The organism is Xanthomonas nasturtii (assembly GCF_023337365.3).
GTDB lineage: Bacteria > Pseudomonadota > Gammaproteobacteria > Xanthomonadales > Xanthomonadaceae > Xanthomonas > Xanthomonas nasturtii.
The window spans coordinates 1,868,805-1,895,540 of sequence record NZ_CP142084.2 but is presented as its reverse complement, the minus strand read 5'-3'; the positions used below and the strand labels follow the sequence as shown (position 1 = coordinate 1,895,540).

Annotated in this window: 20 protein-coding genes, 1 tRNA gene and 2 pseudogenes; 13 read left to right on the top strand and 10 right to left on the bottom strand. The window is 64.9% G+C overall.

Going from position 1 to position 26,736, the window contains the following annotated elements:
* Positions 1–30 precede the first annotated feature (30 nt).
* The 4 genes from M3O59_RS08305 to M3O59_RS08290 are packed head-to-tail and all read left to right on the top strand — an operon-like array spanning position 31 to position 3,774.
* Positions 31–2,025: a heme lyase CcmF/NrfE family subunit gene (locus M3O59_RS08305; RefSeq protein ID WP_116906068.1), complete on the top strand. Its 1,995-nt coding sequence runs from the start codon at positions 31–33 to the stop codon at positions 2,023–2,025.
* Positions 2,022–2,564, top strand: coding sequence for a DsbE family thiol:disulfide interchange protein (locus tag M3O59_RS08300; protein WP_064628650.1), 543 nt, complete (start codon positions 2,022–2,024; stop codon positions 2,562–2,564). Before M3O59_RS08305 ends, M3O59_RS08300 begins: the two co-directional genes overlap by 4 nt.
* On the top strand, positions 2,564–3,061 hold the full coding sequence (locus M3O59_RS08295) for a cytochrome c-type biogenesis protein (protein ID WP_147308510.1): 498 nt from the start codon (positions 2,564–2,566) through the stop codon (positions 3,059–3,061). The genes M3O59_RS08300 and M3O59_RS08295 overlap by 1 nt, the downstream gene beginning before the upstream one ends.
* Positions 3,061–3,774, top strand: a complete 714-nt coding sequence (locus M3O59_RS08290; protein ID WP_116906069.1) for a tetratricopeptide repeat protein — start codon at positions 3,061–3,063, stop codon at positions 3,772–3,774. Before M3O59_RS08295 ends, M3O59_RS08290 begins: the two co-directional genes overlap by 1 nt.
* Before the next feature lie 218 nt (positions 3,775–3,992).
* Here M3O59_RS08290 and M3O59_RS08285 read toward each other — a convergent pair whose 3' ends face one another.
* Positions 3,993–6,065 (bottom strand): PAS domain-containing protein, encoded by a 2,073-nt coding sequence (locus M3O59_RS08285; RefSeq protein WP_116906070.1) that lies wholly within the window; start codon positions 6,063–6,065, stop codon positions 3,993–3,995.
* Positions 6,052–7,566, bottom strand: a complete 1,515-nt coding sequence (locus tag M3O59_RS08280) for an ATPase domain-containing protein (protein ID WP_116906071.1) — start codon at positions 7,564–7,566, stop codon at positions 6,052–6,054. The genes M3O59_RS08285 and M3O59_RS08280 overlap by 14 nt, the downstream gene beginning before the upstream one ends.
* Positions 7,567–7,835: 269 nt before the next feature.
* Here M3O59_RS08280 and M3O59_RS08275 point away from each other — a divergent pair, with 269 nt between their 5' ends.
* Complete coding sequence (locus tag M3O59_RS08275) at positions 7,836–8,210, top strand: response regulator (RefSeq protein ID WP_064628640.1); 375 nt, start codon at positions 7,836–7,838, stop codon at positions 8,208–8,210.
* A gap of 98 nt (positions 8,211–8,308) precedes the next feature.
* Here the strand turns inward: M3O59_RS08275 and M3O59_RS08270 are convergent, their stop codons facing one another.
* A complete protein-coding gene (locus M3O59_RS08270; RefSeq protein ID WP_249054646.1) occupies positions 8,309–11,164 on the bottom strand; it encodes a hybrid sensor histidine kinase/response regulator in 2,856 nt (951 codons plus the stop codon).
* A gap of 463 nt (positions 11,165–11,627) precedes the next feature.
* Here M3O59_RS08270 and M3O59_RS08265 point away from each other — a divergent pair, with 463 nt between their 5' ends.
* The 3 genes and pseudogenes from M3O59_RS08265 (at position 11,628) to M3O59_RS08255 (ending at position 14,677) form a co-directional block, all read left to right on the top strand.
* A complete protein-coding gene (locus M3O59_RS08265) occupies positions 11,628–12,092 on the top strand; it encodes a MarR family winged helix-turn-helix transcriptional regulator (protein ID WP_116906073.1) in 465 nt (154 codons plus the stop codon).
* A 44-nt stretch (positions 12,093–12,136) separates the two neighbouring features.
* Positions 12,137–12,289, top strand: a pseudogene (locus tag M3O59_RS08260) (FAD-dependent monooxygenase); the annotation flags it as partial.
* 276 nt (positions 12,290–12,565) lie between these two features.
* A complete protein-coding gene (locus M3O59_RS08255; protein ID WP_116906074.1) occupies positions 12,566–14,677 on the top strand; it encodes a methyl-accepting chemotaxis protein in 2,112 nt (703 codons plus the stop codon).
* Positions 14,678–14,780: 103 nt separating this feature from the next.
* On the opposite strand, the gene M3O59_RS08250 is transcribed toward M3O59_RS08255, so the two are convergent.
* Positions 14,781–14,870: transfer RNA gene (locus M3O59_RS08250), tRNA-Ser, on the bottom strand.
* A 375-nt stretch (positions 14,871–15,245) separates the two neighbouring features.
* Entirely contained in the window at positions 15,246–16,262 is a 1,017-nt protein-coding gene (locus M3O59_RS08245) for a LysR family transcriptional regulator (RefSeq protein ID WP_249047050.1), read from the bottom strand.
* A gap of 66 nt (positions 16,263–16,328) precedes the next feature.
* On the opposite strand from M3O59_RS08245, the pseudogene M3O59_RS08240 reads away from it, so the two are divergent.
* Positions 16,329–16,595, top strand: a pseudogene (locus tag M3O59_RS08240) (NAD(P)H-dependent oxidoreductase); the annotation flags it as partial.
* A 354-nt stretch (positions 16,596–16,949) separates the two neighbouring features.
* Here M3O59_RS08240 and serS read toward each other — a convergent pair.
* Positions 16,950–18,299 carry a serine--tRNA ligase gene (gene serS / locus M3O59_RS08235; protein ID WP_249047049.1) on the bottom strand — a complete coding sequence of 450 codons (1,350 nt, stop codon included), beginning with the start codon at positions 18,297–18,299 and terminating at the stop codon, positions 16,950–16,952.
* A gap of 112 nt (positions 18,300–18,411) precedes the next feature.
* Between serS and M3O59_RS08230 the strand changes: the two genes are divergently transcribed.
* Positions 18,412–19,074 (top strand): energy transducer TonB, encoded by a 663-nt coding sequence (locus M3O59_RS08230; protein ID WP_249045335.1) that lies wholly within the window; start codon positions 18,412–18,414, stop codon positions 19,072–19,074.
* Positions 19,075–19,433: 359 nt separating this feature from the next.
* Positions 19,434–19,901 carry an energy transducer TonB gene (locus M3O59_RS08225; RefSeq protein ID WP_064634858.1) on the top strand — a complete coding sequence of 156 codons (468 nt, stop codon included), beginning with the start codon at positions 19,434–19,436 and terminating at the stop codon, positions 19,899–19,901.
* 329 nt (positions 19,902–20,230) lie between these two features.
* Here the strand turns inward: M3O59_RS08225 and aroA are convergent, their stop codons facing one another.
* The 3 genes from aroA to serC form a co-directional block, all read right to left on the bottom strand.
* Complete coding sequence (gene aroA / locus M3O59_RS08220) at positions 20,231–21,553, bottom strand: 3-phosphoshikimate 1-carboxyvinyltransferase (protein ID WP_064634857.1); 1,323 nt, start codon at positions 21,551–21,553, stop codon at positions 20,231–20,233.
* Between the two features lie 112 nt (positions 21,554–21,665).
* The gene (gene pheA / locus M3O59_RS08215) at positions 21,666–22,874 is read right to left on the bottom strand and encodes a prephenate dehydratase (protein WP_249045337.1); all 1,209 of its coding nucleotides are present in this window, start codon (positions 22,872–22,874) and stop codon (positions 21,666–21,668) included.
* 83 nt (positions 22,875–22,957) lie between these two features.
* Positions 22,958–24,043: a 3-phosphoserine/phosphohydroxythreonine transaminase gene (serC, locus tag M3O59_RS08210; RefSeq protein ID WP_249047048.1), complete on the bottom strand. Its 1,086-nt coding sequence runs from the start codon at positions 24,041–24,043 to the stop codon at positions 22,958–22,960.
* 176 nt (positions 24,044–24,219) lie between these two features.
* Between serC and msrP the strand changes: the two genes are divergently transcribed.
* The gene (msrP, locus tag M3O59_RS08205; protein ID WP_249047047.1) at positions 24,220–25,188 is read left to right on the top strand and encodes a protein-methionine-sulfoxide reductase catalytic subunit MsrP; all 969 of its coding nucleotides are present in this window, start codon (positions 24,220–24,222) and stop codon (positions 25,186–25,188) included.
* 119 nt (positions 25,189–25,307) lie between these two features.
* Positions 25,308–25,964: a protein-methionine-sulfoxide reductase heme-binding subunit MsrQ gene (gene msrQ, locus M3O59_RS08200; protein ID WP_064634841.1), complete on the top strand. Its 657-nt coding sequence runs from the start codon at positions 25,308–25,310 to the stop codon at positions 25,962–25,964.
* Here the strand turns inward: msrQ and M3O59_RS08195 are convergent.
* Positions 25,906–26,715, bottom strand: coding sequence for an FHA domain-containing protein (locus M3O59_RS08195; protein ID WP_064634840.1), 810 nt, complete (start codon positions 26,713–26,715; stop codon positions 25,906–25,908). The genes msrQ and M3O59_RS08195 overlap by 59 nt on opposite strands.
* Between the last annotated feature and the right edge of the window lie 21 nt (positions 26,716–26,736).

Here is a 26,736-nt window from a genome sequence, read left to right as displayed (position 1 = left end):
TTCTTCTTCGTTACACCCTGCGACCCGCCCATGACGCCTGAACTCGGCCAGATCGCATTGATCCTGGCGTTACTGCTGTCGCTTGCCCAGGGCGTGTTGCCGTTGATCGGTGCGTGGCGCGGCAACGCTGCATTGATGGGCATCGCGCGGCCTGCGGCCGTGGGCCAAGCCGTGTTCGTGTGGATGGCGTTCGGCCTGCTGGCGTGGTCGTTGCTGTCGCTGGATTTTTCGGTGGGCTATGTCGCCGCCAATGCCAACATCGCCCTGCCCTGGTATTACCGCTTCGCCGCCGTGTGGGGCGCGCACGAAGGCTCGCTGCTGTTGTGGATCGCCATCCTGTCCACCTGGACGGTGTTGCTGGCCGCCTTCAGCCGGCATCTGCCGCAGCATTTCGCCGCGCGCGTGCTGGCGGTGCTGGGGCTGATCTCGGTGGGCTTTCTGGCCTTCATCCTGCTGACCTCCAACCCATTCGGGCGGCTGTCGCCGATTCCGCTGGATGGCAACGAACTCAATCCGGTGCTGCAGGACCCGGGCATGACCTTCCACCCGCCGGTGCTGTACACCGGTTATGTCGGTTTCTCGGTGGCCTTCGCGTTTGCGGTGGCGGCCTTGCTGGGCGGCGAGCTGGAACAGGCCTGGGTGCGCTGGGCGCGGCCGTGGACCAATGTGGCGTGGGCCTGCCTCACCGCCGGCATCGTCGCCGGCAGCTGGTGGGCATATGCGGAGCTGGGCTGGGGCGGCTGGTGGTTCTGGGACCCGGTGGAAAACGCCAGTTTCATGCCGTGGCTGGTCGGCACCGCGCTGATCCACACCCAGGCCGTGACCGAAAAACGCGGCAGCCTGCGCGCCTGGACCATCCTGCTGTCGATCCTGGCATTTTCGCTGTCGTTGCTGGGTACCTTCCTGGTGCGCTCGGGCGTGCTGACCTCGGTGCATGCCTTCGCCGCCGACCCGCGCCGCGGCCTGTATATCCTGATCTTTCTGGTTGCGGTGGTCGGCGGCTCGTTGCTGTTGTACGCACTGCGCGCGCCCAGGATCGCCAGCGGCAAACCGTTCGCGGCCGCCTCGCGCGAAACCGGCATTCTCATCGGCAACCTGCTGCTCACCGTGGCGGCAGCAATGGTGTTGCTGGGCACCTTGTTCCCGCTGATCGCCGACGCATTCGGCCTGGGCAAGGTGTCGGTCGGCCCGCCCTACTTCGGCTTGCTGTTCCCGTTGTTGATGTTGCCGGTGGTGCTGGTGCTGCCGTTCGGCCCGTACCTGCGCTGGGGCAAGGCCGAGGCTGCGCCATTGAAGGCGCTCGGCACCCGCGCCGGTATCGCGGCGATTGCCTGCGCGCTGGTCGGCAGCCTGTTTGCCGACGGCCAGGCCAAGGCGATCGCCGGCATTGGCGTGGCTGCCTGGGTGGCTGCCGGTACCGCGCTTTACGTGTACAAGCGCTGGCATGAGATGCCGCGCGGCCGACGCTTTCCCGCGGAGATGGCCGGCATGTTGATTGCGCATGCGGGCGTGGCTGTATTCGTTGCCGGCGTCCTGGTGTCGGAAAGCCTGTCGGTCGAACGCGACGTGCGCTTGTCGCCCGGCCAGAGCGCCGACATTGCCGGCTACGCCTTCCGCTTCGACGGCGTGCAACTGGTCGACGGGCCGAACTGGAAGGCCGAACAAGGCAGCGTGCAGGTCAGCCGCGATGGGCAGGTGGTCGCGCAACTGCATCCGCAAAAACGCCTGTACAGCAGCGAACGGATCCAGACCGAATCGGCGATCGATCCGGGCATCACCCGCGATCTGTACGTCGCACTCGGCGAACCGCTGGACGATCAACACATCGAATACGACTGGACCCTGCGGCTGTACTACAAACCCTTTATCCGCTGGATCTGGGCCGGCGGCCTGCTGATGATGCTGGGCGGCTTTGTCAGCGCCTGCGCGCGGCGCTTTCGTGCACCGATCAGCGCGGCCAAGGCGGCCACCTCACCGGCGCACGCGGCCATCGCCATCGCCATCGCACAGGAATCGCACCCGTGAATCGCATGCTGCCCTTGCTGGGCTTCCTGTTGCTGGCGGCGCTGTTCGGCTTCGGCATCGTGTGGACGATGCAGCACAACCCACGCGAGGTGCCTTCCCCATTGATCGGCAAACCGGCACCGGCGTTCTCGTTGCCACGGCTGGATCAACCCGACCAACGCGTCAGCGGTGACCAGCTGTTGGGCAAGCCTTACGTGCTCAATGTGTTCGGCAGCTGGTGCGCCGAATGCGTGCATGAACACCCGGTGTTGATGGCGCAGGCCAGCCGGCTCGGCGTGCCGTTGATCGGCTACAACTACAAAGATGCTCCGGCGGATGCCACCGCCTGGCTCGCGCGACTCGGCAACCCGTATGCCGTGGTGATCGCCGATGAAGCCGGCCAGACCGCCATCGACTTCGGCGTCTACGGCGCACCGGAGACGTTCCTGATCGATGCGCAGGGCGTGATCCGCTACAAGCACATCGGCGTGTTGACTCCCGATGTCATCAACGATGAGTTGCTGCCCGCCATCGCCGCACTGCCCAAGGCCGCGCCATGATGGCGTCGGCTCGCCACGCACTGCAGGTGCATTGGCGCTGGCACTGGCGCACGCAAGGCCGGCAATTACGCCTGCTGCTGATACTGCTGCTTGGCGTGCTGCTGGCGCCCTCGCTGGCGGCACAGGCCGTGGACCCGCTGCCGTTCAAGAACCGCAGCGAGGAAGCGCGCTATCAGCGCCTGACCGCGCAGCTGCGATGCCTGGTGTGCCAGAACGAGAACCTGGCCGACTCCAACGCCAGCCTTGCGCGCGATCTGCGCCATCAGGTGTTCGTGCAGATCCAGGCAGGCAGGAGCGATGCGCAGATCAAGCAGTACATGGTCGAGCGTTATTCGGATTTCGTGTTGTACGACCCGCCGGTCAAGCGCGGCACCTGGCTGCTGTGGTTCGGGCCTGTGCTGCTGTTGATTGCCGGTGCAGGCGTGGTGATGCACACCGTGCGCAAACGTGCGCGCGCCGGCACGCCGGTGGCGCCGCAGGCTGAGGAAGAGTGGTGATGACGGGCTTTTATTTCGCAAGCGCGGCGCTGGTAGCGCTGGCGGTGCTGCTGTTGCTGGTGCCGCTGCTGCGCCGCCCTGCACCCAATGGCAATGCACGCTATACGTTGCCGATTCTGCTGGTGCTCGGCTTGCCGATCGCCACGGCGGGCCTGTATCGCCTGGTCGGTACGCCTGATGCGATCGCACGACATGTCTACGCTGCGGAGAAGCCCACCGCGCAAACGTCAGCCGCGCCCACTGCTTCCACTGCAGATGCCGAGCGAACGCAGACCGCCAGCGCTGCCGACGCGGCGCAGGAACAGGCGCTGGAATCGTGGATGCAGCAAGCCAAGACGCACGAGCAGAACAACCGCCCCGCCGACGCACGCGCGGCCTACGCGCAAGCGCTCAAGATCGCACCCGACATCAGCGCTGCCATCGTCGGCTGGGTGGCGGCAGATATGGCCACGCACAGCGATTTCGCCATCGATGCCGCATCGCGCGCACGCCTGCAGCAGGTGATCGCACGCGAGCCGGACAACCAGCGCGGCCTGTGGCTGCTCGGCATCAGCGACTTTCAACAGCAGGACTTTGCCGCCGCCACCGCACATTGGCGCCATCTGCACAGCCTGCTGGAGACAGGCTCGCCGATGCAGAAAGCGGTGGCAGACAAGATCGCGGTGGCCGAATCGATGGCTGGCGCGCGGCAGTCCGAGCGCGGGGCGCGCTGAAGCAAGCGGCTGTGGCCTGATTGGTTGAGTGCGGGCGCGATGCATATGCGCCTGGACAGCGGGTGCAGCAGGCGAGTCGCCGGCCAGGCGGATAGACCCGGCACTCAGCGCAACCGCTCCATTGCACTCACAGAGTTCGATCAAACGCCAAGCATGTTGCCGCGCGGCTGCCTGCCAAGCGCTTCATCGCGCCCTTCGCCTGCGCGCCAGCTGCCAATTTATGCGGACGGCCCCAGTACCTCTTGCAGCTTTCCGCTGAACTCGCCCAGCGTGAAGGGCTTGGCGATCATGCTCATGCCTTCGGCGAGAAATTCGCCACGATCGCGCGCGGTTTCCGCGTAGCCGGTCATGAAGATCACCGGCAGGTCGCGCCGCGACTGCCGTGCGATTTCGGCCAGCTGGCGTCCGTTGAGGCCCGGCAGGCCGACGTCGGTGACCAGCAGGTCGATCCGTCGTGGCGAGGCCAGGATCGGCAGCGCCGCATCCGCATCGGCCACGACGTCGGCCTGGTAACCCAGCTCGCTGAGCAGTTCGGTCACCAGCAAGCGCACCTGTTCGTCGTCTTCCACCACCAGCACCTGCTGGCCTTGCCCGGCCAGTACCTCACCGTTCTGCGGCAGCGGTACTGCGCTTTGCACGTCGACGCCGGCAGGCAGATACAGGCTCACCGTGGTGCCCGCACCCGGCTGCGATTCCACCCACACCTGGCCATTGGACTGCTGCATGAAGCCATAGATCATCGACATGCCCAGGCCGGTGCCCTGGCCGATCGGCTTGGTGGTGTAAAACGGCTCGAACACGCGTTCCAGCACATCCGCCGCCATGCCGGTGCCGGTGTCGGCCACCGACACCACCGCATAGTTGCCCGGCGCCAGGCTGACGCCGCGGCCAAGTTCCAGTGGCTGATCCTGCACCTGCAGATGCCGCGTTGCGATACGCAACTGGCCGCCGTCGGGCATCGCGTCGCGTGCGTTGATGGCCAGATTGAGCAACGCGCTTTCCAGCTGGTTTTCGTCGACGTAGGCTTGCGGCAACTGCGCATGCAGGTCGGTCTGCAAACGCACCGACTCGCCCAGCGTACGCGCCAGCAATTCCTGCAACGACACCACCAGATCGTTCAGGTGCAGATGCCGCGCTTCCAGCGATTGCCGGCGCGAAAACGCCAGCAGGCGCTGGGTGAGCGCGGCTGCGCGCAACGCCGACGCCGAGGCCACATCCAGAAAGCGGCCCAGCCCTTCGGTGCGGCCCTGGTCGATGCGTAGCCGCGCCAGATCCAGCGCAGACAGAATACCGGTCAGCATATTGTTGAAATCGTGCGCGATACCGCCGGTGAGCTGGCCCACCGCTTCCATCTTCTGCGCCTGGCGCAGCGCCGCTTCGCTGGATTCGCGCGCCAGCATCTGCTGCTGCAGCTCGGCAGTACGCTCGACCACCTTGGCTTCCAGCACGCTGGCCTGCTGCTGGATGGATTCCAGCGCCTGCGTGCGCGTGGTCACATCGGTGGCGAACACATGGAAGCCGTCCACCTGGCCGTCCGCATCGAAGCGCGGCATGTAACGGATCTCCGCATCGCGGCGGCGCCCATCGGCGTGCGGCCAGCTGGTCTCGATGGTCAAGGTCTGCCCGGCCAACGCGGCCTCGATCCAGGCGCGGCACTCTTCCAGCACCGCCGGCCCCATCACATCCACCAACGGCCGCCCGATCACATCGGCAGGCGGCACCCCGATCCAGTCTTCGTAGGAGCGATTGGCAAAGCGGTACACCAGGTTCTTGTCGATGAAGGCAATCAGCACCGGCAAGGCATCGGTCACGCGGCGCAGTTCGGCCTCGCTCTGTGCCAGGGCGGCGCGGCCTTGGGCCAGCTGCGCCAGCTGGTCGCGGATCACGAACTGCTTCTGCCGCGAGCGCAACGCGGTGGAAATGGCGCTCAGCAACGACGCCGAGCTCAGCGGCCGCTCCAATTCGATGACGTTGGTCATTTCCGCCGGCAGATGGGCGTGCCGCTGATTGTGCGAACCCCGCGGCGTGCGCAATAGTACGAACGGAATATCCGACCACGCCTGCTGGCCCTGCAGGATCTGCGACAGCGCGTGCAGGTCGCCGCGGACTGCTTCTTCGGTCAGTACCACCACACCGGACGCATCGTGCAGATCTCCCGCCAGCGCGTCCAGCGCCGTGTAGACCCGGCGCGTCAGCCCGCGTTCGCCGACGATGCCGGCAATGCTTTCCGCATCGCGACCAAACGGCGCGATGATGTGGACGATGGAACCGTCCGGCTCACAGGTAGTCAAGGGGACGATCCAGCAACGGTTCTTCGTCTCCAACGAACTGCGGCGTACCGGTCAACACGCCGTGGAATTTTTCCAGCGGCTCGCTCAGGTGAATACCACCGCCGCTGATGCGCAATTCGCGAATCGCATCTTCATGCGCGCCACCGCGGTTCTTGATCACCGACAGCGCCTTGCGGATGCGCCCTTTCGCCTCGAAAAAGCGGAACAGGATAACGGTGTCGGCCATGTAGGAAATATTGAGATTCCCCGTCGACATGGTCCCGACCAGCCCGTGCTGCGGGTTGATCAGAAATGTGGTCACACCGCTCTGGTTGAGATACGACAACAACTCGTGCATCTGCAGCATCAACTGCTTTTCCTGCGGCATCGACGCCAGGTAACCGTTAAGGCTGTCGATCACCAGGATGCGGCAGTTGCGCTCTTCCACGCTGGCACGCACCGCCCACGCGAACTCGCCCGGCGTGAGCTCGGCCGGGTCCATCTGGTGCAATTCCAGCAGCCCTGAATCCAGGTGCTTGCGCAGATCCATCCCCAGGCTTTCGGCGCGCTTCAACAACGTGCCGGTGCGCTCGTCGAACTCCAGGATGCAGCAATGCTCGCCACGCTCGCAGGCGGCAGCGACAAACTGCAACGCAAAATTGGTCTTGCCCGAGCCGGCAGGCCCGGTCAGCAAGGTGCTGGTGCCGCGCAACGGGCCACCGTGCAACAACGCATCGATGCGCGCAACGCCGCTGGGCACCGGCTCGCCGACGAAGGCCACATGGTGGTCGGAGGCGATCAGGCGCGGATAGATGCGCATGCCGCCGGTGGTAATGGTCAAATCGTGGTAACCGGCGATGAAGTTCACACCACGCAACTTCTGCACCTGCATGCGTCGGCGCGCCGCGCCGAAATCCAGCGTCATGCGTTCCAGCGAGATGACGCCGTGACACAGGCTGTGCAAATGCGCATCGCGCTCGCCGTTCTCGCCGGTGAGATCGTCCACCAGGAACACCGTGATGTTGCGCGGGGCAAAATACTGCTTGAGTGCGAGCACCTGGCGCCGGTAGCGCAGCGAGTCCTGCGCCAGCAGACGCAACTCGGACAGCGAATCGAACACCACCCGCGTCGGCTTGATCCGGTCCACTTCGGCCTGGATGAGCTTGATGGTGCCGTCCAGCTCCATTTCCCAGGGATGCAGGATGGACTGCTGCCGTCCGTCGCCCAGAAAAGCTTCGGCAGATGCCAGTTCGAAGACGTGCAGCGCAGCCAGCGACCAGTTGTGCGAGGCAGCCACCTCGTTGAGCTCGTCGATGGTCTCCGACAAGGTCACGTACAGGCAACTCTCGCCCTTGGCCGCTCCGTCCATCAGGAACTGCAGCGCCACGGTCGTCTTGCCGGAGCCAGGCTGGCCTTCCAGCAGGTACAGACGGTTCGGCGGCAGCCCCCCGCGCAGGATGGTGTCGAGCCCGGTGCTGCCAGTAGTGATGCGGTTTGCGATCGTCGGCGTCACGTTCTTCATAGACCTGAATTTATCACGCGCACATGATTGGTCCGTTGGTGCGACTGAACTGATCAGCTTGCTTCGGTTGAGCTAGCGCAGGCATCACACACGAGTTGTGCGCAAATCACCACGATTGCTGCCGTATTTTCTCGGAAACGCATCGGCACGTGAAAGTGGCTTGAACGGTGCGACGCACCGTGGTGCGCCATCCCACGTTCCCGTCACGCAGCCTCGCCTACCGTGCATCTGGAAGCACATCGCAGCGGTGCGATTGCTCGAGGACCGCAGTGACCCACGCACTCTTGAATGCCCGCATCCTCTTGGTCGAAGACGACGACGCAATTCGCGAACTGGCAGCAGATATCCTCGGCGATGAGGGCTACCAGGTCGTTGTGTCCGCCGACGCCGAACAGGCGCTGACGCAACTCAACAAGGCGTGTCCGTTTGACTTACTGCTGTCCGACATCTGCCTGCCCGGCATGAACGGGCGCGACCTTGCCGATAAGGCACGCGTTATCTGCCCCGCGCTCCCCATCGTGTTCATGACTGGCTATGCGGGCGAGATCGCCAAGCGCGCCGACTTTCTGGATACCGGCATGCGCCTGCTGACCAAACCGTTTTCACTGCGCGACCTGCTGGGCATCGTAGAAACCGCGCTGTAGCCACCCGCCACTGCAAGTGCGCGCGATGTGGCTCTTGTGGAGCGATGTCCGAACGACAGACCTGGATGCAGCTGCCGGCAGCGACCGCTTCGCCGTCGTTACTGCGCGCCTCGCTCCAGCAATTGCACCACACGCCGTTCCAGCTCGATCGCCTGGAATGGTTTGGTCAGCACCTCCATCCCCTCGTCGAGCTGCCCGGCACCCACCGCGGCGCTGGCGGCGTAGCCGGTCACGAACAGCACCGGCAGCGCCGGACGCAATTGCCGCCCCGCATCGGCAACCTGGCGACCGTTGAGGCTGCCGGTCAGGCCGACGTCGGTCACCAGCACATCGATAGGCTCTCGCGAGCGCAAGCGCTCCACCGCCGCACTGCCTTCGGCGGTTTCGATCACGCGGTAGCCGGCTTCGGTGAGTACTTCGGACATCAGTACGCGAATGGCGGTTTCGTCTTCCACGAGCAAGACGGTGCAACTGTGCGCGCCGCTGCGCTGCAGCGGCTGGTCGGCGGGCGCTACGTCGTCCTGCGCCAGCACGCCGCTGAAACGCGGCAGGTACAAGACCATGGTGGTGCCCACGCCCACTTCCGAATCGATGCGCACGTGGCCGCCGGATTGACGGGTAAACCCGTAGATCATCGACAGGCCCAAGCCGGTGCCCTGGCCAATGGGCTTGGTGGTGAAAAATGGTTCGAACACCTTCGACATTACCTCGGCGCTCATGCCGGTGCCGGTGTCCTGCACGCTCAGGCACACATAATCGCCGGCCGGCAGCTCCAGTTGCTGGGCCGCAACAGCGTCCAGCGAGCGGTTGTGCAGGCTGATGGTAAGTTCGCCGCCGTCAGGCATGGCATCGCGGGCATTGATGCACAGTTTGAGCAGCGCGTTTTCCAGCTGCGGCGCGTCCACCAGCACCTTCCACTGCTCGGCAGCCGGGCGCAATTGCAAGGCAATCGACGGCCCCAGCGTCCGCGCGATGATGTCGTGCATGCCGCGCACCAACGCTTCCACATCCAGCGCGGTCGGTGCCAGCGTCTGCCGACGCGAAAACGCCAGCAGACGCTGGGTCAAGGCGGTGGCGCGCGCCGCGCTGGTCTGCGCCATCTCCACATAGCGCTCCAGGCGGTCGTACTTGCCCTGTTCGATCCGCGTCTGCAACAGTTCCAGGCCGACACTGATGGCGGTGAGCAGGTTGTTGAAATCGTGCGCCAGCCCGCCGGTCAGCTGCCCTACCGCTTCCATCTTCTGGCTTTGACGCAGTTTCTCTTCGGCCAGCAGCAACGCGGCGCTGCGTTCGCGCACGCGCTCTTCCAGCGTTTCGGTGAGTTGGCGCAGCTGTTCTTCGGCCACGCGCTTGTCGGTGATGTCGGCAGCGGTGCCGAACCACTCGGCAATCTGCTCGCGCTCGTCCAGCAGCGGAATCGCCCGCATCAACGTCCAGCCCACGTGCTGGTCGGCGCCAAGCACGCGGTATTCCAGGTCCAGCCCTGACTTGTCGGCGATCGCACGCGCGATGGCCTCCGCCAGCCGTGCGCGGTCGTCCGGGTGCACCATCGCCTGCCAGTCGGGCATGGCCGACAGCGCATCGCTCAACACGCCGTCGCCCACCAACTGGCGTAGTTCGCGCCAGTCGGCGCTGGCGGAAAAGATCGATTGCGACGACGCGCGTACCAGCGCATCCAGGCGTCGCTCGCTCTTGCGCAAGGCCTCGCTGGCCAACCGCTCGGCGGTACGGTCGCGCAGCACCTTGACGAAGCCGATCGCTGCGCCGGTTTCTTCGCGCAACACCATCAATGAGCCGTTGGCCCAGAACAACTCACCGGATTTGCGCACGTGCCAGCGCTCGTCCATGCCGCTGCCGCTTTCCAGCGCAGCGGCGGCCTCAATGAGGATCTGCCGCCTTTGCACATCTTCCGGGGTGAAGGTGCGCTCCAGCGATTGCCCGAGCATCTCGGCTTCGTTCCAGCCCAGGATGCGGCGCGCGCCCTCATTCCACGAAGTCACCCGCCCGTGCATGTCGGTGGCGATGATGGCGTAGTCCATCACGCTGTCCAGGATCTGCCGGTTGCGCACTTCGGCCTCGCGCACCGCGCGCTCCAGGCTGATGCGGTCGGTGATGTCCAGGCCCTGCACGAAGATGCCGGAGATGGTGCCATCGGCACCGGCGATGGGCTGATAGACCAGGTCCAGCAGGCGCCGTTCGCTCGGCCCGCCCGGCACTGCCTGCACGTTGTAGGGCAGCGCAGTGGCCGAGAACGCGCGCCCGGAGCGGAACACCTCGTCCAGCCGACGCAGATCGCCCTGTTCCACCACCTCCGGCAGCGCCTCGGCCAGCGGCCGTCCGATCACATCGCGGTGGCCGATCAGCCGCGAGTAACACGGGTTGGCGAACTCGACCCGGTGCTGCGGCCCGCTCAGGAACGCCATGAACATCGGTGCCTGCTCGAACAGGCGGATCAGACGCTCGTGCTCGTCGGCCAGGCGCGCCTGCGCCAGTTTGCGTGCGGTGACCTCGTTGGTGACGCAGAACGCGCCGCCCACCTGGCCATCGTCCAGATAGATCGGCGAAAACGAGAACGTCCACCAGGTCTGCTCCGGCATGCCGTAACGGTTCATGCCGATCGGTACTTCTTCGAAGCGCGAGGCCTGCCCCGCAAACGCCGCCTCGATCGGCCCGCGCACCGCGTCCCAGGCATCGGCCCACAACTGGCGCAGCGGCGCGCCCAGCGCCTGCGCCTGGCGCGGCCCCAGGATCGGCGTGTAGGCATCGTTGTAAAAAAAGGTCAGTGCCTCGCCCCAGACCACGTACATGCTCTCGGGCGAGGCAAGCATCAGGTCCACCGCGTTGCGTAGCGGCGATGGCCACTGCGCGGTGGGGCCCAACGGCGTGGATGCCCAGTCGTAGCTGCGCAGCGCCTGCGCCATCACGCTACCACCGTGCGGAAACGCTGTGCTCATACCACCCACGCCCGCAACGCACGGCGGCAGTTGCCACGGCGCCCGCGGCGCAGGCCGGCAGCGCGGTCTGCGGCGAAGTTAGTATTCACGCATCGGTGCATCGTTTCCAACCGTTGAAGGGACCAGGTAGCCGACGTGTGCATCGCTTGTTGGCCAGGCCGAGCGCACACGCGGCCGCCCATCATCTGGCCTATGGCAGGTGGCGTCCAGCCACGTGGGGTACTACGACTGAATCGGGCAGCTTCCGCTGCCACGTTTGTGCCATGCCAGACAGCGTGCGCTGCGGTGACGACGGCTTGGCGGCCATCGGCCCCGCACAGTCTATAAGCCGCGCATCGCGGACCAATGCCGGCAGGCAGCCAAGACGCCAGGGCCAACGCACGCGATTGGCGCGGCCCACCGCCAGACTCTGCAGGACACGTAAAATCGCCCGATGGCCCCAGGGCACCGCACGGTCACACAGATGCTCGATCAAGATGAACTCATCCATCCGCAAGCCGCAGTGGCGCCGGGTTACCTGGCCAACCACGCCGCGCGGGCGTTCAACCGGCTGGTCGATGCCGAACTGCGCCCGCACGGCGTTTCGCTGGCCCTGATCGGCCCGATCATGCTGCTGTCGTGGAAAGGCCCGATGCTGCAGCGCGATCTGGTCGTCGCTTCGGCGGTGAAGCAGCCGGCAATGGTGGCGCTGCTCGACAAGCTGGAAGGCCTGAAGCTCATCAAGCGCACCCCCACCCCCCAGGACCGCCGCGCTGCGCTGGTGACGCTCACCGCACGCGGGCGCAGGATCGCCGACGTCGGCGGCCGCGCATTGCTGGGCATGAATGCAGTGGCGCTGGAAGGTTTTTCTGCCGACGAGGTGCAGCAGACCGTCGCGCTGATGCAGCGGCTGATCGCCAACATGGAGCGTCACGGCCAGGACGTGTAATATCACTTCTGATATTTTTTCTCCTGGGTGACAGACAGGACTGGATCGGCCCGCGCCTGATGAATCCGCACAGCCGGCTCGGCATCCATCTGTTGCATGGCGCGCTCAAACTGGCCAGCCAACCCAGCGTGCAGAACATCGCAACGAAGTGGATGACGCCGGCGATCAAGGCGCCGGATCTGTCGCGCTATCGGTAGGCGCGCCGGAGCATGCAGGCGTGAGACCTGCGTGGCAGTGGTGCAGGCAACGCCACTCGGAAACTTCGAGGTGCGACACGCTAGCCCCACCAGCACCTGAACCAGCAGGCGCTGCCGCTTCAGTTCCAATGGTTGCGGTCGTTAACGATCAGGTCGAGATACCATCGAAGCGGCGGCAGTTGCGCTGGTTTCAGCGGTATCCCAGGCGCACTCGCCTCCCTGCAGTTGCCGGGACTTCCCCGCTCTTCCGCTCGTCGGATCATCGATCAAACCCCTATGCATTTCTTCTCGAATTTGCGCATTGGACAGCGCCTGGCCCTCGGCTTTCTGGCGATTATCGTCCTGATGGTGATCCTCACCGTGGTCGGTATCCAGCGCGTCCGCAGCATCGACCAGCAGCTCACCGCCATCAACGAAGTCAACAGCGTCAAGCAGCGCTACGCGATCAACTTCCGCGGCAGCGTCCACGACCGCGCGATCGCCCTGCGCGACGTCGTGCTGATGGACGACCCCGCAGACCGCCACGCCGCCGAACAATCGATCGACAAGCTTGCCGCCGATTACGCACGCTCGGCGCAACCGCTCGACGACATGATCGCAAGCTCGACCGATACGAAAGAGCAAGAGATCCTTCGGCAGATCAAGGCCATCGAGCAGCGCACCCTGCCGCTGATCGCGCAGGTTCGCGGGTTCCGCGATGCCGCCGACAAACCGCATGCCGAACAGGGCCTGCTGCAGGAAGCGCGCCCGGCTTTCATCGCCTGGCTGGCCAGCATCAATGCCTTCATCGATCTGCAGGAAGCCAAGAACCGCGCCGCTGCCAAGCAGGCCGTCGCCAACGCGCGCGGCTTCGCCATGCTGATGGTGATTTCCACCGTCATCGCCCTGCTGCTGGGCGCGGCCATCGCATTCCTGCTCACGCGCAGCGTGGTGCTGCCGTTGCGCCAGTCGCTGCGCTTGGCCGAACGCATCAACGACGGCGACCTGCGTAGCCAGGACATCCCGACCAGCAGCGACGAATCCGGGCAATTGCTGCGCGCCATGCAGCATATGCAGCGGCGCCTGCAGGAAGTCATTTCCGCGCAGCGCACCATGGCCGCGCGCCACGACGCCGGCGAAATCAGCTACCGCACCGACGCGCAGCGTTTTCCCGGCGAATATGGCGACATGGTGCAGGACACCAACGCCCTGGTGCACGCCCATGTACAAACCCAGCTGCGCATGACCGAGGTCATGGGCAACTACGCGGTTGGCAACCTCGCCCAGGACATCGAACAGTATGCCGGCGAGAAAGCCGCCATCACCACCACCATGCAGCAGGTCAAGCGCAACCTGCAGGCCATCAACGCACAGATCCAGCAACTCACCCAGGCCGCGTGCGCAGGCAACTTCGCGTTACGCGGCCAGCCGGAAAAGTTCGAGCACGACTTCCGCCTGATGGTGGAAAACCTCAACACCATGATGGCCACCTCCGACACCAACCTGGCCAAGTTTTCCGAGCTGCTGCGCTCGATCGCCGATGGCGACCTGACCGTGCGCATGTCCGGCAACTTCCACGGCGTGTTCGCCTCCATGCGCGACGATGCCAACAGCACCGTGCACCGCCTCACCGACATCATCAGCCATATCCAGACCACGTCCAACAGCATTGGTTTCGCGGCCGAAGACATCGCCAGCGGCAATCAGGAACTGGCACGCCGCAGCGAACAACAGGCCGCCAACCTGGAAGAAACCGCCGCCTCGATGGAAGAGCTCACCTCCACCGTCAAGCAGAATGCCGAACACGCCACCCGCGCCAACCAACTCGCACGCGGTGCTGCCGCCATCGCCTCGGAAGGCCGCGACGTGGTTGGCCAGGTGATCGAACAGATGTCCGGCATCGAAGCCTCTTCCAGGCGCATCGCCGACATCATCTCGGTCATCGACGGCATCGCCTTCCAGACCAATATTCTCGCGTTGAACGCGGCCGTCGAAGCTGCACGCGCCGGCGAACAAGGCCGAGGCTTCGCCGTCGTCGCCTCCGAAGTGCGCACCCTCTCGCACCGCTCCTCGGATGCAGCAAAAGAAATCAAGCGGCTCATCGACGACTCCGTACAACGCGTCGCCGACGGCTCCACGCTCGTACACAAGGCCGGCACCACCATGGGCGAGGTCGTCACCAGCGTCCAGCATGTCACCGACATCATGGGCCACATCTCCGCCGCCTCGCAGGAACAAGCCGGCGGCATCGAACAGGTCAACCACACCATCGCCCAGATGGACGAAACCACGCAGCAGAACGTGCGTTTGGTGGAGGCGGCAAGCACTGCTGCGCGTGCGCTGGAGGAGCACTCCACGCAACTCACCCACGCAGTGGAAGTCTTCAAGGTCAACGCAACGGTGCTGTGAGCGATGGCCGATTGCGTGATCGGCCACTTACGTGCCGGCTTAGCACGGCGAGACCGGTTGGAGAGTTCCGCCGGCCAGGCTTAAAGCCAGAGAAAAAAACTGATGGCGGAGAGAGTGGGATTCGAACCCACGGAAGGTTTGACCCTTCGCCGGTTTTCAAGACCGGTGCCTTAAACCGCTCGGCCATCTCTCCGATGCTGCTGCGCGTGACCGCCGAAGGCATCGGTTGTCACGCTGGCGACCCGCATTGCGCGGGTGGCCCTGAGGGTGGTCGCGCGAACATCTTGTACGGATCCACCATTCCCAGGATCACTCCCGGGCAGGCATTCTCGCATGCCCGGAGGCGTTTTGCTCGGTGACATCACTCGCTTTCGGCTGGCGCAGCGGCCTGCCCCGCCACGCGTGGCCGGCTACTACACGTCGTGGTCGGCGGGACACATCTAAGCACGCGTGCAACCTATCGAACATTTGGAGAAAGCTCACTGCCGAGCAGCTGGCAGACTGCAATATCTCATGTCAGCCAGCCTCGGCGGCCGGACAGCCTTCAGCCGGCTTCGACCCCAGCCGCTTAGCCCGCTTCGGCCACAACCAACCGCGGTGCAACGCCAGCGGCACGCTTGAGCTTTTCCGCCAGTTCGGCGCAGTTGCCGCCGCAGTCCAGGCGCGAGCGTTCGATTTCCTGCGGCAGGTGTTGGGCCAGGAAGTCGATGAACACACGCACCGCCGGCAGCAGGCCGCGGCGCGAGGCGAACACCGCATGGCAGATACCCTGCGGCAGCGACCAGTGCGGCAGCACCACCTCCAGCTCGCCGCTGCGCACCGCTTCGGCGCACACGGTTTCCGGAAGCATGGTGATGCCGAAGCCGTCGCGCGCCATCGATTGCAGCAGCGGGAAGTCGAAGCCGGCCAGGCGCGGCTGCAGGTCGACGCGGCGCATTTCGCCGTTGGGCCCATGCAACTCCCAGCGCTGATGCGCTTCGTCTTCGCTGGTGCTCATGGTGGTGTGGTTGGCCAGCTCGCTGGGGTCCTTGGGACGGCCGGCGCGGTCCAGATATTTTGGGCTGGCCACCAGCAGCTCCTGCACCTGGCCGAAGCTACGCATCACCAGGCTACCGTCGTCGTCAAGGCGCGAACGCACGCGCAGCGCGATGTCGTAGCCCTCGTTGATCACATCGACGCGGCGGTTGCTGATGTTGAGCTGCAGCTGCACCTTGGGGTACTTGGCCAGAAATTCCGGCAACAGCTTGGGCAACTGGATCTGCGCGAGCGAGACAGGAACGCTCACACGTACAAGACCGCGCGGCTCGGCGCTGAGACGATCCACCACCTCGCGCGCGGCCTGGGCCTCGGCCAGCATGGTTTGGGCATGCCGATGCACGCTGGTGCCGACGTCGGTGACCGCGAAGCGGCGCGTGGAGCGCTGCAGCAGGCGCACACCCAGGTCGGTTTCGAGCTGACTGATACGGCGGCTCAGGCGCGATTTGGGGATGCCAAGCGCACGCTCGGCCGCGGCGAAGCCGCCGTGGTCCACCACCATCGCGAAGTAGTACAGGTCATTCAGGTCGTGCATGGCGCAGGTATCCATGAATAGAACGATAAGTGATATTTAATCACCTTTATCCCAACAGAGCAACGACCTAGGCACCTCCGCGGCGCTGCCTTCCATTACACCGCCAATGGTCCGGGAGGCCTTGCCGGCGGCAAGCGCGTCATCATCGCCAGCGCGCGCGGCGGCATCTATGCCGACCCAACCAACGATTTCCAGGAGCGCTACCTGCGTCAGCTGCTCGGCTTCCTGGGCATCGGCGACATCGGCTTCGTGCGCGCCGAAGGCGTGGCCTATTCGCCGCAGCACCGCAGCAATGTGATTGCGAAGGCGCTGGCCGGCTTGCAGCAGACGGCAGACGCCGCGGCATAAGCGCACAGCACAAGCGCGGGCCAGTGCCCTCGCCCGCACCGTAAAAGCGATAGCGACGCGCGTGGTGGGCGCAGACGCGCTGCGATTGCGAGCGTGCTGCCATATCCGCCGGCGAGCGCTCGGCAACTGCGCCAGGCAGCGAGCTGCATACAACGCAAAACGGGGCCACTGCTGGCCCCGTTTTGCGTGCTAAAGGTACGTCGCTAGACAGCAACGACGACTGCACGTGCTGGTGCAACCGCGTGCGTGCTGCCAATCCAACGACGAGGCCAAACCGCGCGTGTTGCTACCGAGATCACTCGACGCATCTACGCCGCTGCACAGCACTCGCCAACTGCACCGGCCACGCCGACGTCAACCGATCTTTTCCAGCCCCCCCATGTAAGGGCGCAATACCTGCGGCACGTCGATCGAGCCGTCGGCATTCTGGTAGTTCTCCATCACCGCGATCATGGCGCGGCCCACTGCAGTACCGGAGCCGTTGAGCGTATGCAGCAATTCCGGCTTGCCGCTGACCGGATTGCGCCAGCGCGCCTGCATGCGCCGCGCCTGGAAATCGCCGCAGTTGGAGCAGGACGAAATTTCGCGATAGGTGTTCTGCGACGGCAGCCATACTTCCAGGTCGTAGGTCTTGATCGCAGAAAACCCCATGTCGCCGGTGCACAACAGCACCTTGCGGTACGGCAGGCCGAGTTGTTCCAGCACTACTTCGGCGCAGCGCGTCATGCGCTGGTGTTCGGCGTCGCTGTCTTCCGGCGCACAGGCAGTGACCAGCTCCACTTTTTCGAACTGATGCTGACGAATCATGCCGCGCGTATCGCGGCCGCCGCTGCCGGCTTCGGCACGGAAGCACATCGAATGCGCAGTCATGCGCAGCGGCAGCCGTTCGGCATCGACGATCTCGTCGCGCACAATGTTGGTCAACGGCACTTCGGAGGTAGGGATCAGATAGTAAGCAGGCTCAGGCTCTATCTGACCAGTGGGAAAGTGAACATCTTCACCAGTCTCTTCATCAATTTGAGATTGGTATTCGTCTTCGTAAATTCTGAAGAGATCATCCTCAAATTTTGGCAACTGCCCGGTCCCATGCATAGACTCGGCGTTGACCAGCAGCGGCACGTTGGTTTCTTCGTATCCATGTTCTCCGACATGCAGGTCAAGCATAAACTGCGCTAGCGCGCGATGCAGACGCGCAATTGGCCCGCGCAGCACGGTGAATCGAGCGCCAGACAACTTAGCCGCTGTTTCACCATCCAGCCAGCCGTTGGGCGCACCAAGTTCCACATGATCCTTAACCGGGAAATCGAACTCGCGCGGCGTTCCCCAACGGGATTGTTCGACGTTATCTGCCTCACTTTTCCCAAGCGGCACGTCAGCCTGCGGCAGATTGGGAATTACCGCGTAAACCTTTTCCAACTCTCGCTGAACGGCCGTCAGTCTGCCATGAGACTGCAAAAGTTCATCGCCGAATCCAGCCACGTCCGCCAGCAGCGCAGTCACATCTTCGCCCTTGGCCTTGGCCTGCCCGATCGCCTTGGACTTGGAATTGCGCAAGCTCTGCAGTTCCTGCGTACGCACTTGCATACGCTTGCGTTCGCTCTCCAGCGACTCCAGCTTCGCAGTGTCCAGGGAGAAACTGCGCGTGCTGCGCAGGCGCTCGGCAAGGTCGGCGGGGTGTTGGCGAAGCAGGGCCGGATCTAGCATCGGAATAGGGGCGTCAGTGGGAATAGCGCGAGATTATCGCCTGTTCCGCCACCTGCTGCGATCGATTCACTGCGGCTATGCCAGAATTACGACGATTCTTCAGGTGAGCCCTATGCCCGCGCCCCGTCATGCGTCCGATCACCATATCGTTCTGCGTCTGCCCCGTCACACCCTGAAAATTGCCGGCATCGCCTTCGCTGCCGGCCTGTTGTTGTTCCTGCTGGTCTGGGCAACCGGCCGCAAGGACGATTTTTATAAGGCCTCGCCCGCGCAGCCGACCGCAGGGGTGCAAACCGACGACACCATCGCGCCGCTGCCTGCGCCGCTGCCGGCCCAGGACGGTGCCAGCGACATGCCGCAGGCCAAGCCGCCGGCCGAAACCCCGACCCTGGTGGACACCGCGCCACCGGCCCCGCCTGCGCCAACGCCGTTGCCGGAAGAGACGGCGCCAGGTGCAGCAGGCAGCGCGGCGCCGTCCAACGCGCCGGTCGCCGGTGGCGATCGCCCGGTGCCGATCCAGGGCCAGATGCCGCCGCCCCGCTACCCGTCGGCAGCGCTGCGTCGTGGCGATGCCGGTGACGTGGTGGTACGGGTGGATGTAGATGCTGCCGGCAATCCCGGCGGCGTGACCCTGGTGCAGCGCAGCGGCTCGCGCGATCTGGACCGTGCAGCGATGGAAGCGGTGCGTCATTGGCGCTTCCACCCGGCGCAGCGCAACGGCCAGCCCGTGGCTGGCAGCATGGATATCCCGTTCGAATTCAAGCCCGCGCAGTAGGCACGGCTGACGCTTCGCGCGGCAGCGCAGACTCATGCGTGCCGACGCATTGGTGAGACAAGGCAGGCGGTGAATAACGCCGCACAAGCACAATATCCATGCAGCTTTAACCCGAGCGCTGCGGCAGCTTGACCAAGCTGAATATCCACGAAGCTTTGGCGCTTCATTGACCCGATGCCTTAGCTGCCCCTCAGGTAATGCCGACCAGACTGGCCCTGTCATCCCACAGATGCGCCAGGAGGCCGGCCATGTCCTTCATCTCCAATCCGTCGCCATCCCATCCGCCGTCACTGCAGCAGCAGGGCCTGCGTGCCGTCGAACCGCAGCACGACATGCAGGGCGATGGCGCGTCACCCTGGCTGTGGGCGACGCTGATCGCACTGATGATCGTGATACCGAGTTGGTGGTGGGCACGCCACAGCGACGAATCGTTCGCCACTGATACGCAGCCGGCACCGGCAGCGAGCCGGCAGATCCTGCCGACGACCGAGGGCCCGCGGGCGATGACGATGGTGGCCCACCAGCCTGCGCGCGCGGCGGTCAGCAGCGTGGAGGCCAAGCCGCTGCCGGGCAACGCAATGCCGAGCTACCCGCCCACAGTGGCGCGTGCCGGTATCCAGGGCAGCCGCACTGCACGCCTGCAGCTAGATGTGCAGGGCAAGGTGAGCGATGTGACCATCGTCGAGCGCAGCGGCAGCGACGACCCGCGCCTGGACGCGGCGGTGGCGGAGAGCCTGCGTCAGTGGCGTTTCGAGCCTGCGACGCGAGATGGCCACGCCGTGGTGAGCACGGTGCAGGTGCCGGTCGAGTTCACGGCGCAGCGCTGAGCGCCTTCTGGTCAGGCAACGCATGGCCACAGGTCAGTGCATTGAAGCAGCACGCGCTGACCTTGTAGCCAAGTGGCATGTCCGCCTAGCCGCACGGCTCGCCCGTCTCGGCGATCCTTGCGGGCAGAGGTCGAGATCGCGCTTCCCGGCCACGATGCCGCTGTTGGCCGAGGCAGGATGCCCGCGCGCGTAAAGCGAACGCGGAGCACGACCACACTATTGGCTGTAGGCACCTGGCTGGAAGCAGCAACACCCCTTTGAACGCAGCGCAGGTCGGCAAGCGCGCATTGCAGCCCGACATGTGCATCGCAGCTAGTCGGCGAAACGCGTCAGCGCAGCTCAGCCGCCTCAAGCCCGAACCCTGCGCCCTGCGCCAGCGTGTCGAAGCCGGGGAACGAGGTCGCCACATTCGCTACATCGTTCACCTGCACGCTGCCGGTGGACAGTTGGCCGGCAATGGCAAACGCCATGGCAATACGGTGGTCGCCATGACTTTCGATCACACCGCTGCCGATGCTGCCACCGTGGATGGTGGCGCCATCGGGGGTTTCGTCGACCTGCACGCCCAACGTGCGCAGGCCAGTGGCCATGGCCGCCAGCCGGTCCGATTCCTTGACCCGCAGTTCGGCAGCGCCGGTCACCACGGTCTGCCCGCTCGCCGCAGCCGCAGCCACGAACAAGGCCGGAAACTCGTCGATCATGTCCGGCACCAGCGCTTCGGGAATCTGCGCGCCATGCAGCGGTGCGTAACGCACGCGCAGATCGGCCACCGGCTCGCCACCGTGTTCGGCATGGTTTTCTTCGCTGATATCTGCGCCCATCAAGCGCAACGCCGCAAGCAGCCCGGTGCGGCGCGGGTTCAAGCCGACCGCGCGCAGCACGACCTCCGAGCCGGGAACGATGCTGGCAGCGACGATGAAGAATGCAGCGGACGAAAAATCCGCCGGCACCGCGATATCGGTCGCGCGCAGGCGTTGCCCGCCGCGCAAACGTGCTGTGCCCGGCGCAAAATCGATGTCCACGCCGAATGCCGACAACATGCGCTCGGTGTAGTCGCGGGTGGGATGCGGCTCGGTCACCGAGGTTTCGCCCTGCGCATAGAGGCCGGCCAGCAGCACCGCCGATTTGACCTGCGCACTGGCAACCGGCGAGATGAAGTCGATACCGTGCAGCGTCTGCCCGCCGCGCACGCGCAACGGCGGCGTGCCGTCGTCCTGCGTCTCGATCCGTGCCCCCATCTGTGCCAACGGGCCGGTCACGCGCCGCATTGGCCGCTTGGACAAGGATTCATCGCCGACCAGCACGCTGTCGAAACGTTGCGCGGCAAGCACGCCGGCCAGCAGGCGCATGCCGGTACCGGCGTTGCCGCAATCCAGCGAATCGGTCGGCGCCTGCAGGCCATCCACGCCCACGCCGTGCACGACGCGCTGCGAGGCCGACGGCGTCTCGATGCGCACACCCAGCTTGGCGAAGATCGCCGCAGTGGAGCGCGTGTCTTCGCCTTCGAGAAAGCCATCGATGCGCGAGACGCCATCGGCGAGCGCGGCAAACATCACTGCGCGGTGCGAGACCGATTTATCACCAGGAATGGCCAAACTACCGCGCAATGCACTGCCTTGCTGCGCGATCCAATACTGCGTGCTGTTGCTCATGCGAATGATCCGAATGCTGCGCATCGCCACACGCTGTGGGGACGCGCTTTGAAAGAGTGGCCACGTTGCCGACACCGACGCAACGCGCCGATGCCGGCGACTGTTCGTCTGCTCAGGGAATGGCGACCGGATACGACCCCAGCACCTTGATCTGTGCCGAATGCGCTTCCAGTTCGGCCAATGCCTGCTTCATCGCCTCGTCTTCCACATGGCCGACCAGATCGATGAAGAAGCCGTACTCCCACTTGGCCTGATGCGAGGGCCGCGATTCGATGCGGTTCATGCTGATGCCGTGACGCGCGAACGGGCTGAGCACATCGAACAACGCGCCCGGCTTGTCGTGGATGAACACCAGCACCGAGGTGCGGTCGTGCCCGGACGAGGGGAAGATCTGCCGGCCGATCACCAGGAAACGCGTGGTGTTGTCGTCGTCGTCTTCGATCGACTTCATGATGACTTTCTTCAAGCCATACACATGCGCTGCGCTTTCGCCGCCGATGGCTGCGGCATCTTCTGCGTTGCGTGCGCGGCGTGCGCCCTCGGCGTTGCTGGAGACCGCGATCTTCTCCACCTTGGGCAGGTGCGAACGCAGCCAACCGGCGGTTTGCGCGAACGATTGCGAATGCGCGTAGATGCGCTCGATGTCTTCCAGCCGGCCGTTGCGCGAAAGCAGGTACTGATGCACGCGCAGTTCGACTTCGCCGCAGATTTTGAGGTTGGAAGTCAGGAACATGTCCAGCGTGACCTGGATGGTGCCCTGACCGGAATTTTCCACCGGCACCACGCCGAAATCTGCGTTGCCCGCTTCCACTTCCTGGAACACTTCTTCGATGGTGGCCATCGGAAGACCCACTGCCGAGCGGCCGAAATGCTTGAGCACCGCCTGCTGGCTGAAGGTGCCTTCCGGGCCGAGATAACCGATCTTCAACGGCTCCTGCTGGGCCAGGCAGGCCGACATGATTTCGCGGTAGACGTGCACCAGCACTTCGTCGCTGAGCGGGCCTTCGTTGCGGTCCACCACCATGCGCAACACCTGCGCCTCGCGCTCGGGCCGGTAGTAATCCACCGCCGCTGCGAGCTTGCCCTTGGCCTTGCCGACCTGATGCGCGAAGTTGGCGCGCTCGGCGATCAATGCCTGGATCGTGCGGTCGATCTCGTCGATCTTGGCGCGCACATCGGCCAGCACCGGCGCGGCTGTCTTGGCCGCGGGCTTGTCAGTCGGCCTGCTTGCAGCCTTGCCGAGGTAACCGCCTGCGGACTTCTTCGCCGGCTTGTTTTTACCGCCAGTGGCGGACGTGGGCTTGTTGGACTTGGGAGCCATCGCTGGGCATTCCTAAAATGGCGGCGCATGTCCGCTGGCAGCGCATGCGCCGGCGCGGCAAACGCCGCAGGTCAATGAAGAACTCAGCCGTGCCGCTGCTGGAAGTCGTGCATGAAGCTCGCCAGCGCTTGCGCGCCTGCCACCGGCATCGCGTTGTACAGCGAGGCACGAATGCCGCCGACGGCCTTGTGGCCCTTCAACGCAAGCAGCCCGGCCGCTTTGGATTCGCTGACGAACAACGCATCCAGCTTGTCGTTCGGTAGAAAGAACGGGATATTCATGCGCGAACGCACCGCCGGCGTGATCAGGTTGCGATAGAAGCCGCCGGAGCCGTCGATGGCGCCATACACCAGCGCGGCCTTTTCGGCATTGCGGCGCGCGAATTCCTGCACCCCGCCCTGCTCCAGCATCCACTTCACGGTGAGCCCGAGCAGATACCAGTTCCAGGTCGGTGGGGTGTTGAGCATCGAGTCGCGCGCGACATGCGAGGCGTAGTTGAAGATGTCCGCACGCGGCTGCCCGGCACGCTCCAGCAACTCGCGCCGCACGATCACCACCGAAATACCGACCGGGCCGAGATTCTTCTGTGCGCCCGCGTAGATCAGGCCATAGCGCGAGATGTCCAGCGGCTCGGAAGCGATCGAGGAACTGAAGTCGGCAAACAGCGGCAGCGTACCCACGTCCGGCGTGTCGCGGAATTCGACGCCATGGATGGTCTCGTTGGCGGTGATGTGCACATAGGCCGAGTGTGGCGACAAGGTCCAGCTGGCAACCAGCGGGATGTCGATGAAGCCATCGGCCTGCGCGTCGGCGGCGATGCGCGCATCCACATACGTGGCCGCCTGCTTGATCGCCGTCTTGCCCCAATGCCCGGTGATGACGTAGTCGGCCGCCTGGCCGGGCGCGGCGAAATTCAGCGGCAGCAACGCCTGGATGGTGGTGGCGCCACCGGCAGTAAACAGCACTGCGTACTCGTCGGGAATCGACAACAGACTGCGCAGATCGGCTTCGGCGGCAGCAGCCACGGCCATGAAGTCGGCGCTGCGGTGGCTGATTTCCACGATCGAGGCGCCAACGCCGTTCCACTCGACCATCTCCGCCTGCGCCTGCCGCAGGACCGATTCCGGCAATGTCGCAGGGCCGGCACTGAAATTGAACGCGCGTGTCATGGCACACCTTGTCGAGCTAGCCTTCTAGTATGCCGCAGCGCATCGGGCTTGGCAGCGGGCAAAAAAGTTGCAGCTGCATCCTTTTGACTGAGCCTGACGTAACGTGGTCACACGCACGGCGCGAACTTGTGCCCCTGTCCGTTACTCTCACGCTGCAGCCACTGCCGGAGCCTGCCATGTCATTTCGCGATGCTTTCAAATTGCCGTCCAGCGAGATCACCGATGAGTCCGTTTATCGCGACCGTCGCCGGCTGCTGCAGTTGCTTGCGTTGACCCCGGCGCTGGGTGTGGCCGGTTGTGCCGAGGCCGACCCGCCGCCTCCGCCGAAGATGGTGGTGACGCCGGCGCAGGCGCGCAGCGGATTCCGCACCGCCGAGGAATTGACCCGGCTGGAAGATGTCACCAGCTACAACAACTTCTACGAGTTCGGCACCGACAAGACCGATCCGTCAAAGGCGGCCAAGACCTTGAAGCTGTCGCCATGGACGGTGAAGGTCGGTGGCGAGTGCGAGAAGCCCGGCAGCCTGTCGCTGGACGAACTGCTCAAAGGCATCAGCGCGGAAGAACGCATCTACCGGCTGCGTTGCGTGGAAGGCTGGTCGATGGTGATCCCGTGGACGGGCGTGCCGCTGGGCGAGGTGCTCAAACGCTTCGCGCCGACTTCCAAGGCCAAGTACGTGGCATTCACCACGCTGGCCGACCCGCAGCAGATGCCGGGCGTACGCTACCGCTCGATTAACTGGCCGTACCGCGAAGGTCTGCGCATCGACGAGGCGATGCATCCGCTGACCTTGTTGGCCACCGGCCTGTACGGCAAGCCGTTGCCGCAGCAGAACGGCGCGCCGTTGCGGCTGGTGGTGCCGTGGAAATACGGCTTCAAGAGCATCAAGTCGATCGTGGAGATCCGCTTCGTCGAGAAGATGCCCGAGACCGCCTGGCACGATCTGCAGCCGTCCGAATACGGCTTCTTTTCCAACGTCAACCCGGCGGTGGACCATCCGCGCTGGAGCCAGAAGACTGAGCGCCGCATTGCCGGCACCGCCAGCAAGCTGTTTGCCGAGCGCATCGCGACCAAGCCGTTCAACGGCTACGCCGATCAAGTCGCTTCGTTGTACGCGGGCATGGATCTGAAGAAGTGGTTCTAGGCAATACACAACGTCGACCTGCGTAGGAGCGCACCCGGGCGCGACGGGCATGACCAGCAACGCCCGTCGCGCCCGATTGCGCTCCTGCGCTTCGGCATCGCTTCGCTCTTCGAGATCGCATGGCCAAGACCTCCGTCCCCCTGATCGCCGCCAAGACCCTGGTGCATCTCGCCGCGCTGGCGCCGATTGCATTGCTCGGCTGGCAGTTCTGGCAGGTGTGGCAAAGCGGCAGCGACGCGCTGGGCGCCGACCCGGTGGCCGAGATCGAGCACCGCACCGGGCTGTGGGCGTTGCGCTTGCTGCTGATCACGCTGGCAATCACGCCGCTGCGCCAGCTCACCGGTCAGGCGGTGTTGATCCGCTTCCGGCGCATGCTGGGCCTGTACGCATTCTTTTACGCCAGCGTGCATCTGGCGGCCTATCTCACACTGGATCTGCGCGGCTTCTGGACGCAGATTTTCGAAGAGATCCTCAAGCGCCCCTACATCACGGTGGGGTTCGCGGCGTGGCTGTTGCTGGTGCCGCTGGCGATCACGTCCACCCAGGGCTGGATGCGTCGGCTCAAGCGCAATTGGGGCCGCCTGCACATGCTGATCTACCCGATCGGGCTGCTGGCGGTGCTGCACTTCTGGTGGCTGGTGAAGTCCGACATCCGCGAGCCGGCGCTGTATGCCGGCATTCTGGCGCTGCTGCTGGGCTGGCGCGCCTGGAAACGCCTCAGCGCGCGCCGAACCACAGCAAGGCGCTCAACGCCGCCGCCAGCAACACCGCGCTGAGCAGCAACCAGGGCCAACGGGCCACCTTCATTGGTGCGCGCGTCGGCTCTGCGGCCACACGCGGCGGCGGTAGCGGTTCGGTGTCGGGCAGGTCCCAGGTGGTGCTGTGATGGGTGCGCGGCACTTCCACCACAAACCGGTGGCGCGCATCGAAGACGACCTGATCGCCGGCCTGCAGCCAGCCATCGCGCACCTGCACGCCGTTGATCCAGCTGCCGTCTTCCGAGCCCAGGTCGCGGATCAGCACACGGTCGCCATGACGCTCCAAGCGCGCGTGCTGCGCAGCGAAGGCCGGGTCGTCAATGACAATGTCAGAGGCGGCATCGCTGCCGACCAGGCGTGAGCGATCCAGGGTGAAACTGCGCCCGTGGTGGCGTCCGCCCAGCCCGCGCAGCAACAGGCAGACCTCGCTCAAACCGGCACTTTCTTCCTGAATGTCGTTGGCCGGCGCACTGGACGGCGCGCTGCGCAACAGCATCTCCACGCCATCGGCATAGATCGCATCGCCCGGGCGCAACAGCGCCATGCGACGCACCGGCCGCCCATTGACGTGGATGCCGCGGATGCCATTGGCCACCTGCAGCCACAGGCCGCGTTGGTCCAGGCAGAATTGCGCCAACAGCAGCGCACCCTGCGCATCGCTGACCACCCGCACGCTGCCGGAGGCATGACGGACGATCCGGTGGACGCCGGGCTTGAGGGAATGATCCGGCTGCTGCCGGTGGGTGAAATGAACTTGCAGATCGCGCACCCGCCGCAGCCTAGCAGGTTT

Excerpts from the sequence above, each read along its gene's own strand:
- M3O59_RS08270 (WP_249054646.1), bottom strand. The coding sequence starts at position 11,164 with ATGAGCACAGCGTTTCCGCACGGTGGTAGCGTGATGGCGCAGGCGCTG.
- msrP (WP_249047047.1), top strand. The coding sequence starts at position 24,220 with ATGTCATTTCGCGATGCTTTCAAATTGCCGTCCAGCGAGATCACCGAT.
- M3O59_RS08295 (WP_147308510.1), top strand. The coding sequence starts at position 2,564 with ATGGCGTCGGCTCGCCACGCACTGCAGGTGCATTGGCGCTGGCACTGG.
- M3O59_RS08265 (WP_116906073.1), top strand. The coding sequence starts at position 11,628 with ATGCTCGATCAAGATGAACTCATCCATCCGCAAGCCGCAGTGGCGCCG.
- msrQ (WP_064634841.1), top strand. The coding sequence starts at position 25,308 with ATGGCCAAGACCTCCGTCCCCCTGATCGCCGCCAAGACCCTGGTGCAT.
- aroA (WP_064634857.1), bottom strand. The coding sequence starts at position 21,553 with ATGAGCAACAGCACGCAGTATTGGATCGCGCAGCAAGGCAGTGCATTG.
- serC (WP_249047048.1), bottom strand. The coding sequence starts at position 24,043 with ATGACACGCGCGTTCAATTTCAGTGCCGGCCCTGCGACATTGCCGGAA.
- M3O59_RS08245 (WP_249047050.1), bottom strand. The coding sequence starts at position 16,262 with ATGGATACCTGCGCCATGCACGACCTGAATGACCTGTACTACTTCGCG.
- M3O59_RS08305 (WP_116906068.1), top strand. The coding sequence starts at position 31 with ATGACGCCTGAACTCGGCCAGATCGCATTGATCCTGGCGTTACTGCTG.
- pheA (WP_249045337.1), bottom strand. The coding sequence starts at position 22,874 with ATGGCTCCCAAGTCCAACAAGCCCACGTCCGCCACTGGCGGTAAAAAC.
- serS (WP_249047049.1), bottom strand. The coding sequence starts at position 18,299 with ATGCTAGATCCGGCCCTGCTTCGCCAACACCCCGCCGACCTTGCCGAG.
- M3O59_RS08230 (WP_249045335.1), top strand. The coding sequence starts at position 18,412 with ATGCCCGCGCCCCGTCATGCGTCCGATCACCATATCGTTCTGCGTCTG.
- M3O59_RS08290 (WP_116906069.1), top strand. The coding sequence starts at position 3,061 with ATGACGGGCTTTTATTTCGCAAGCGCGGCGCTGGTAGCGCTGGCGGTG.
- M3O59_RS08280 (WP_116906071.1), bottom strand. The coding sequence starts at position 7,566 with ATGAAGAACGTGACGCCGACGATCGCAAACCGCATCACTACTGGCAGC.
- M3O59_RS08255 (WP_116906074.1), top strand. The coding sequence starts at position 12,566 with ATGCATTTCTTCTCGAATTTGCGCATTGGACAGCGCCTGGCCCTCGGC.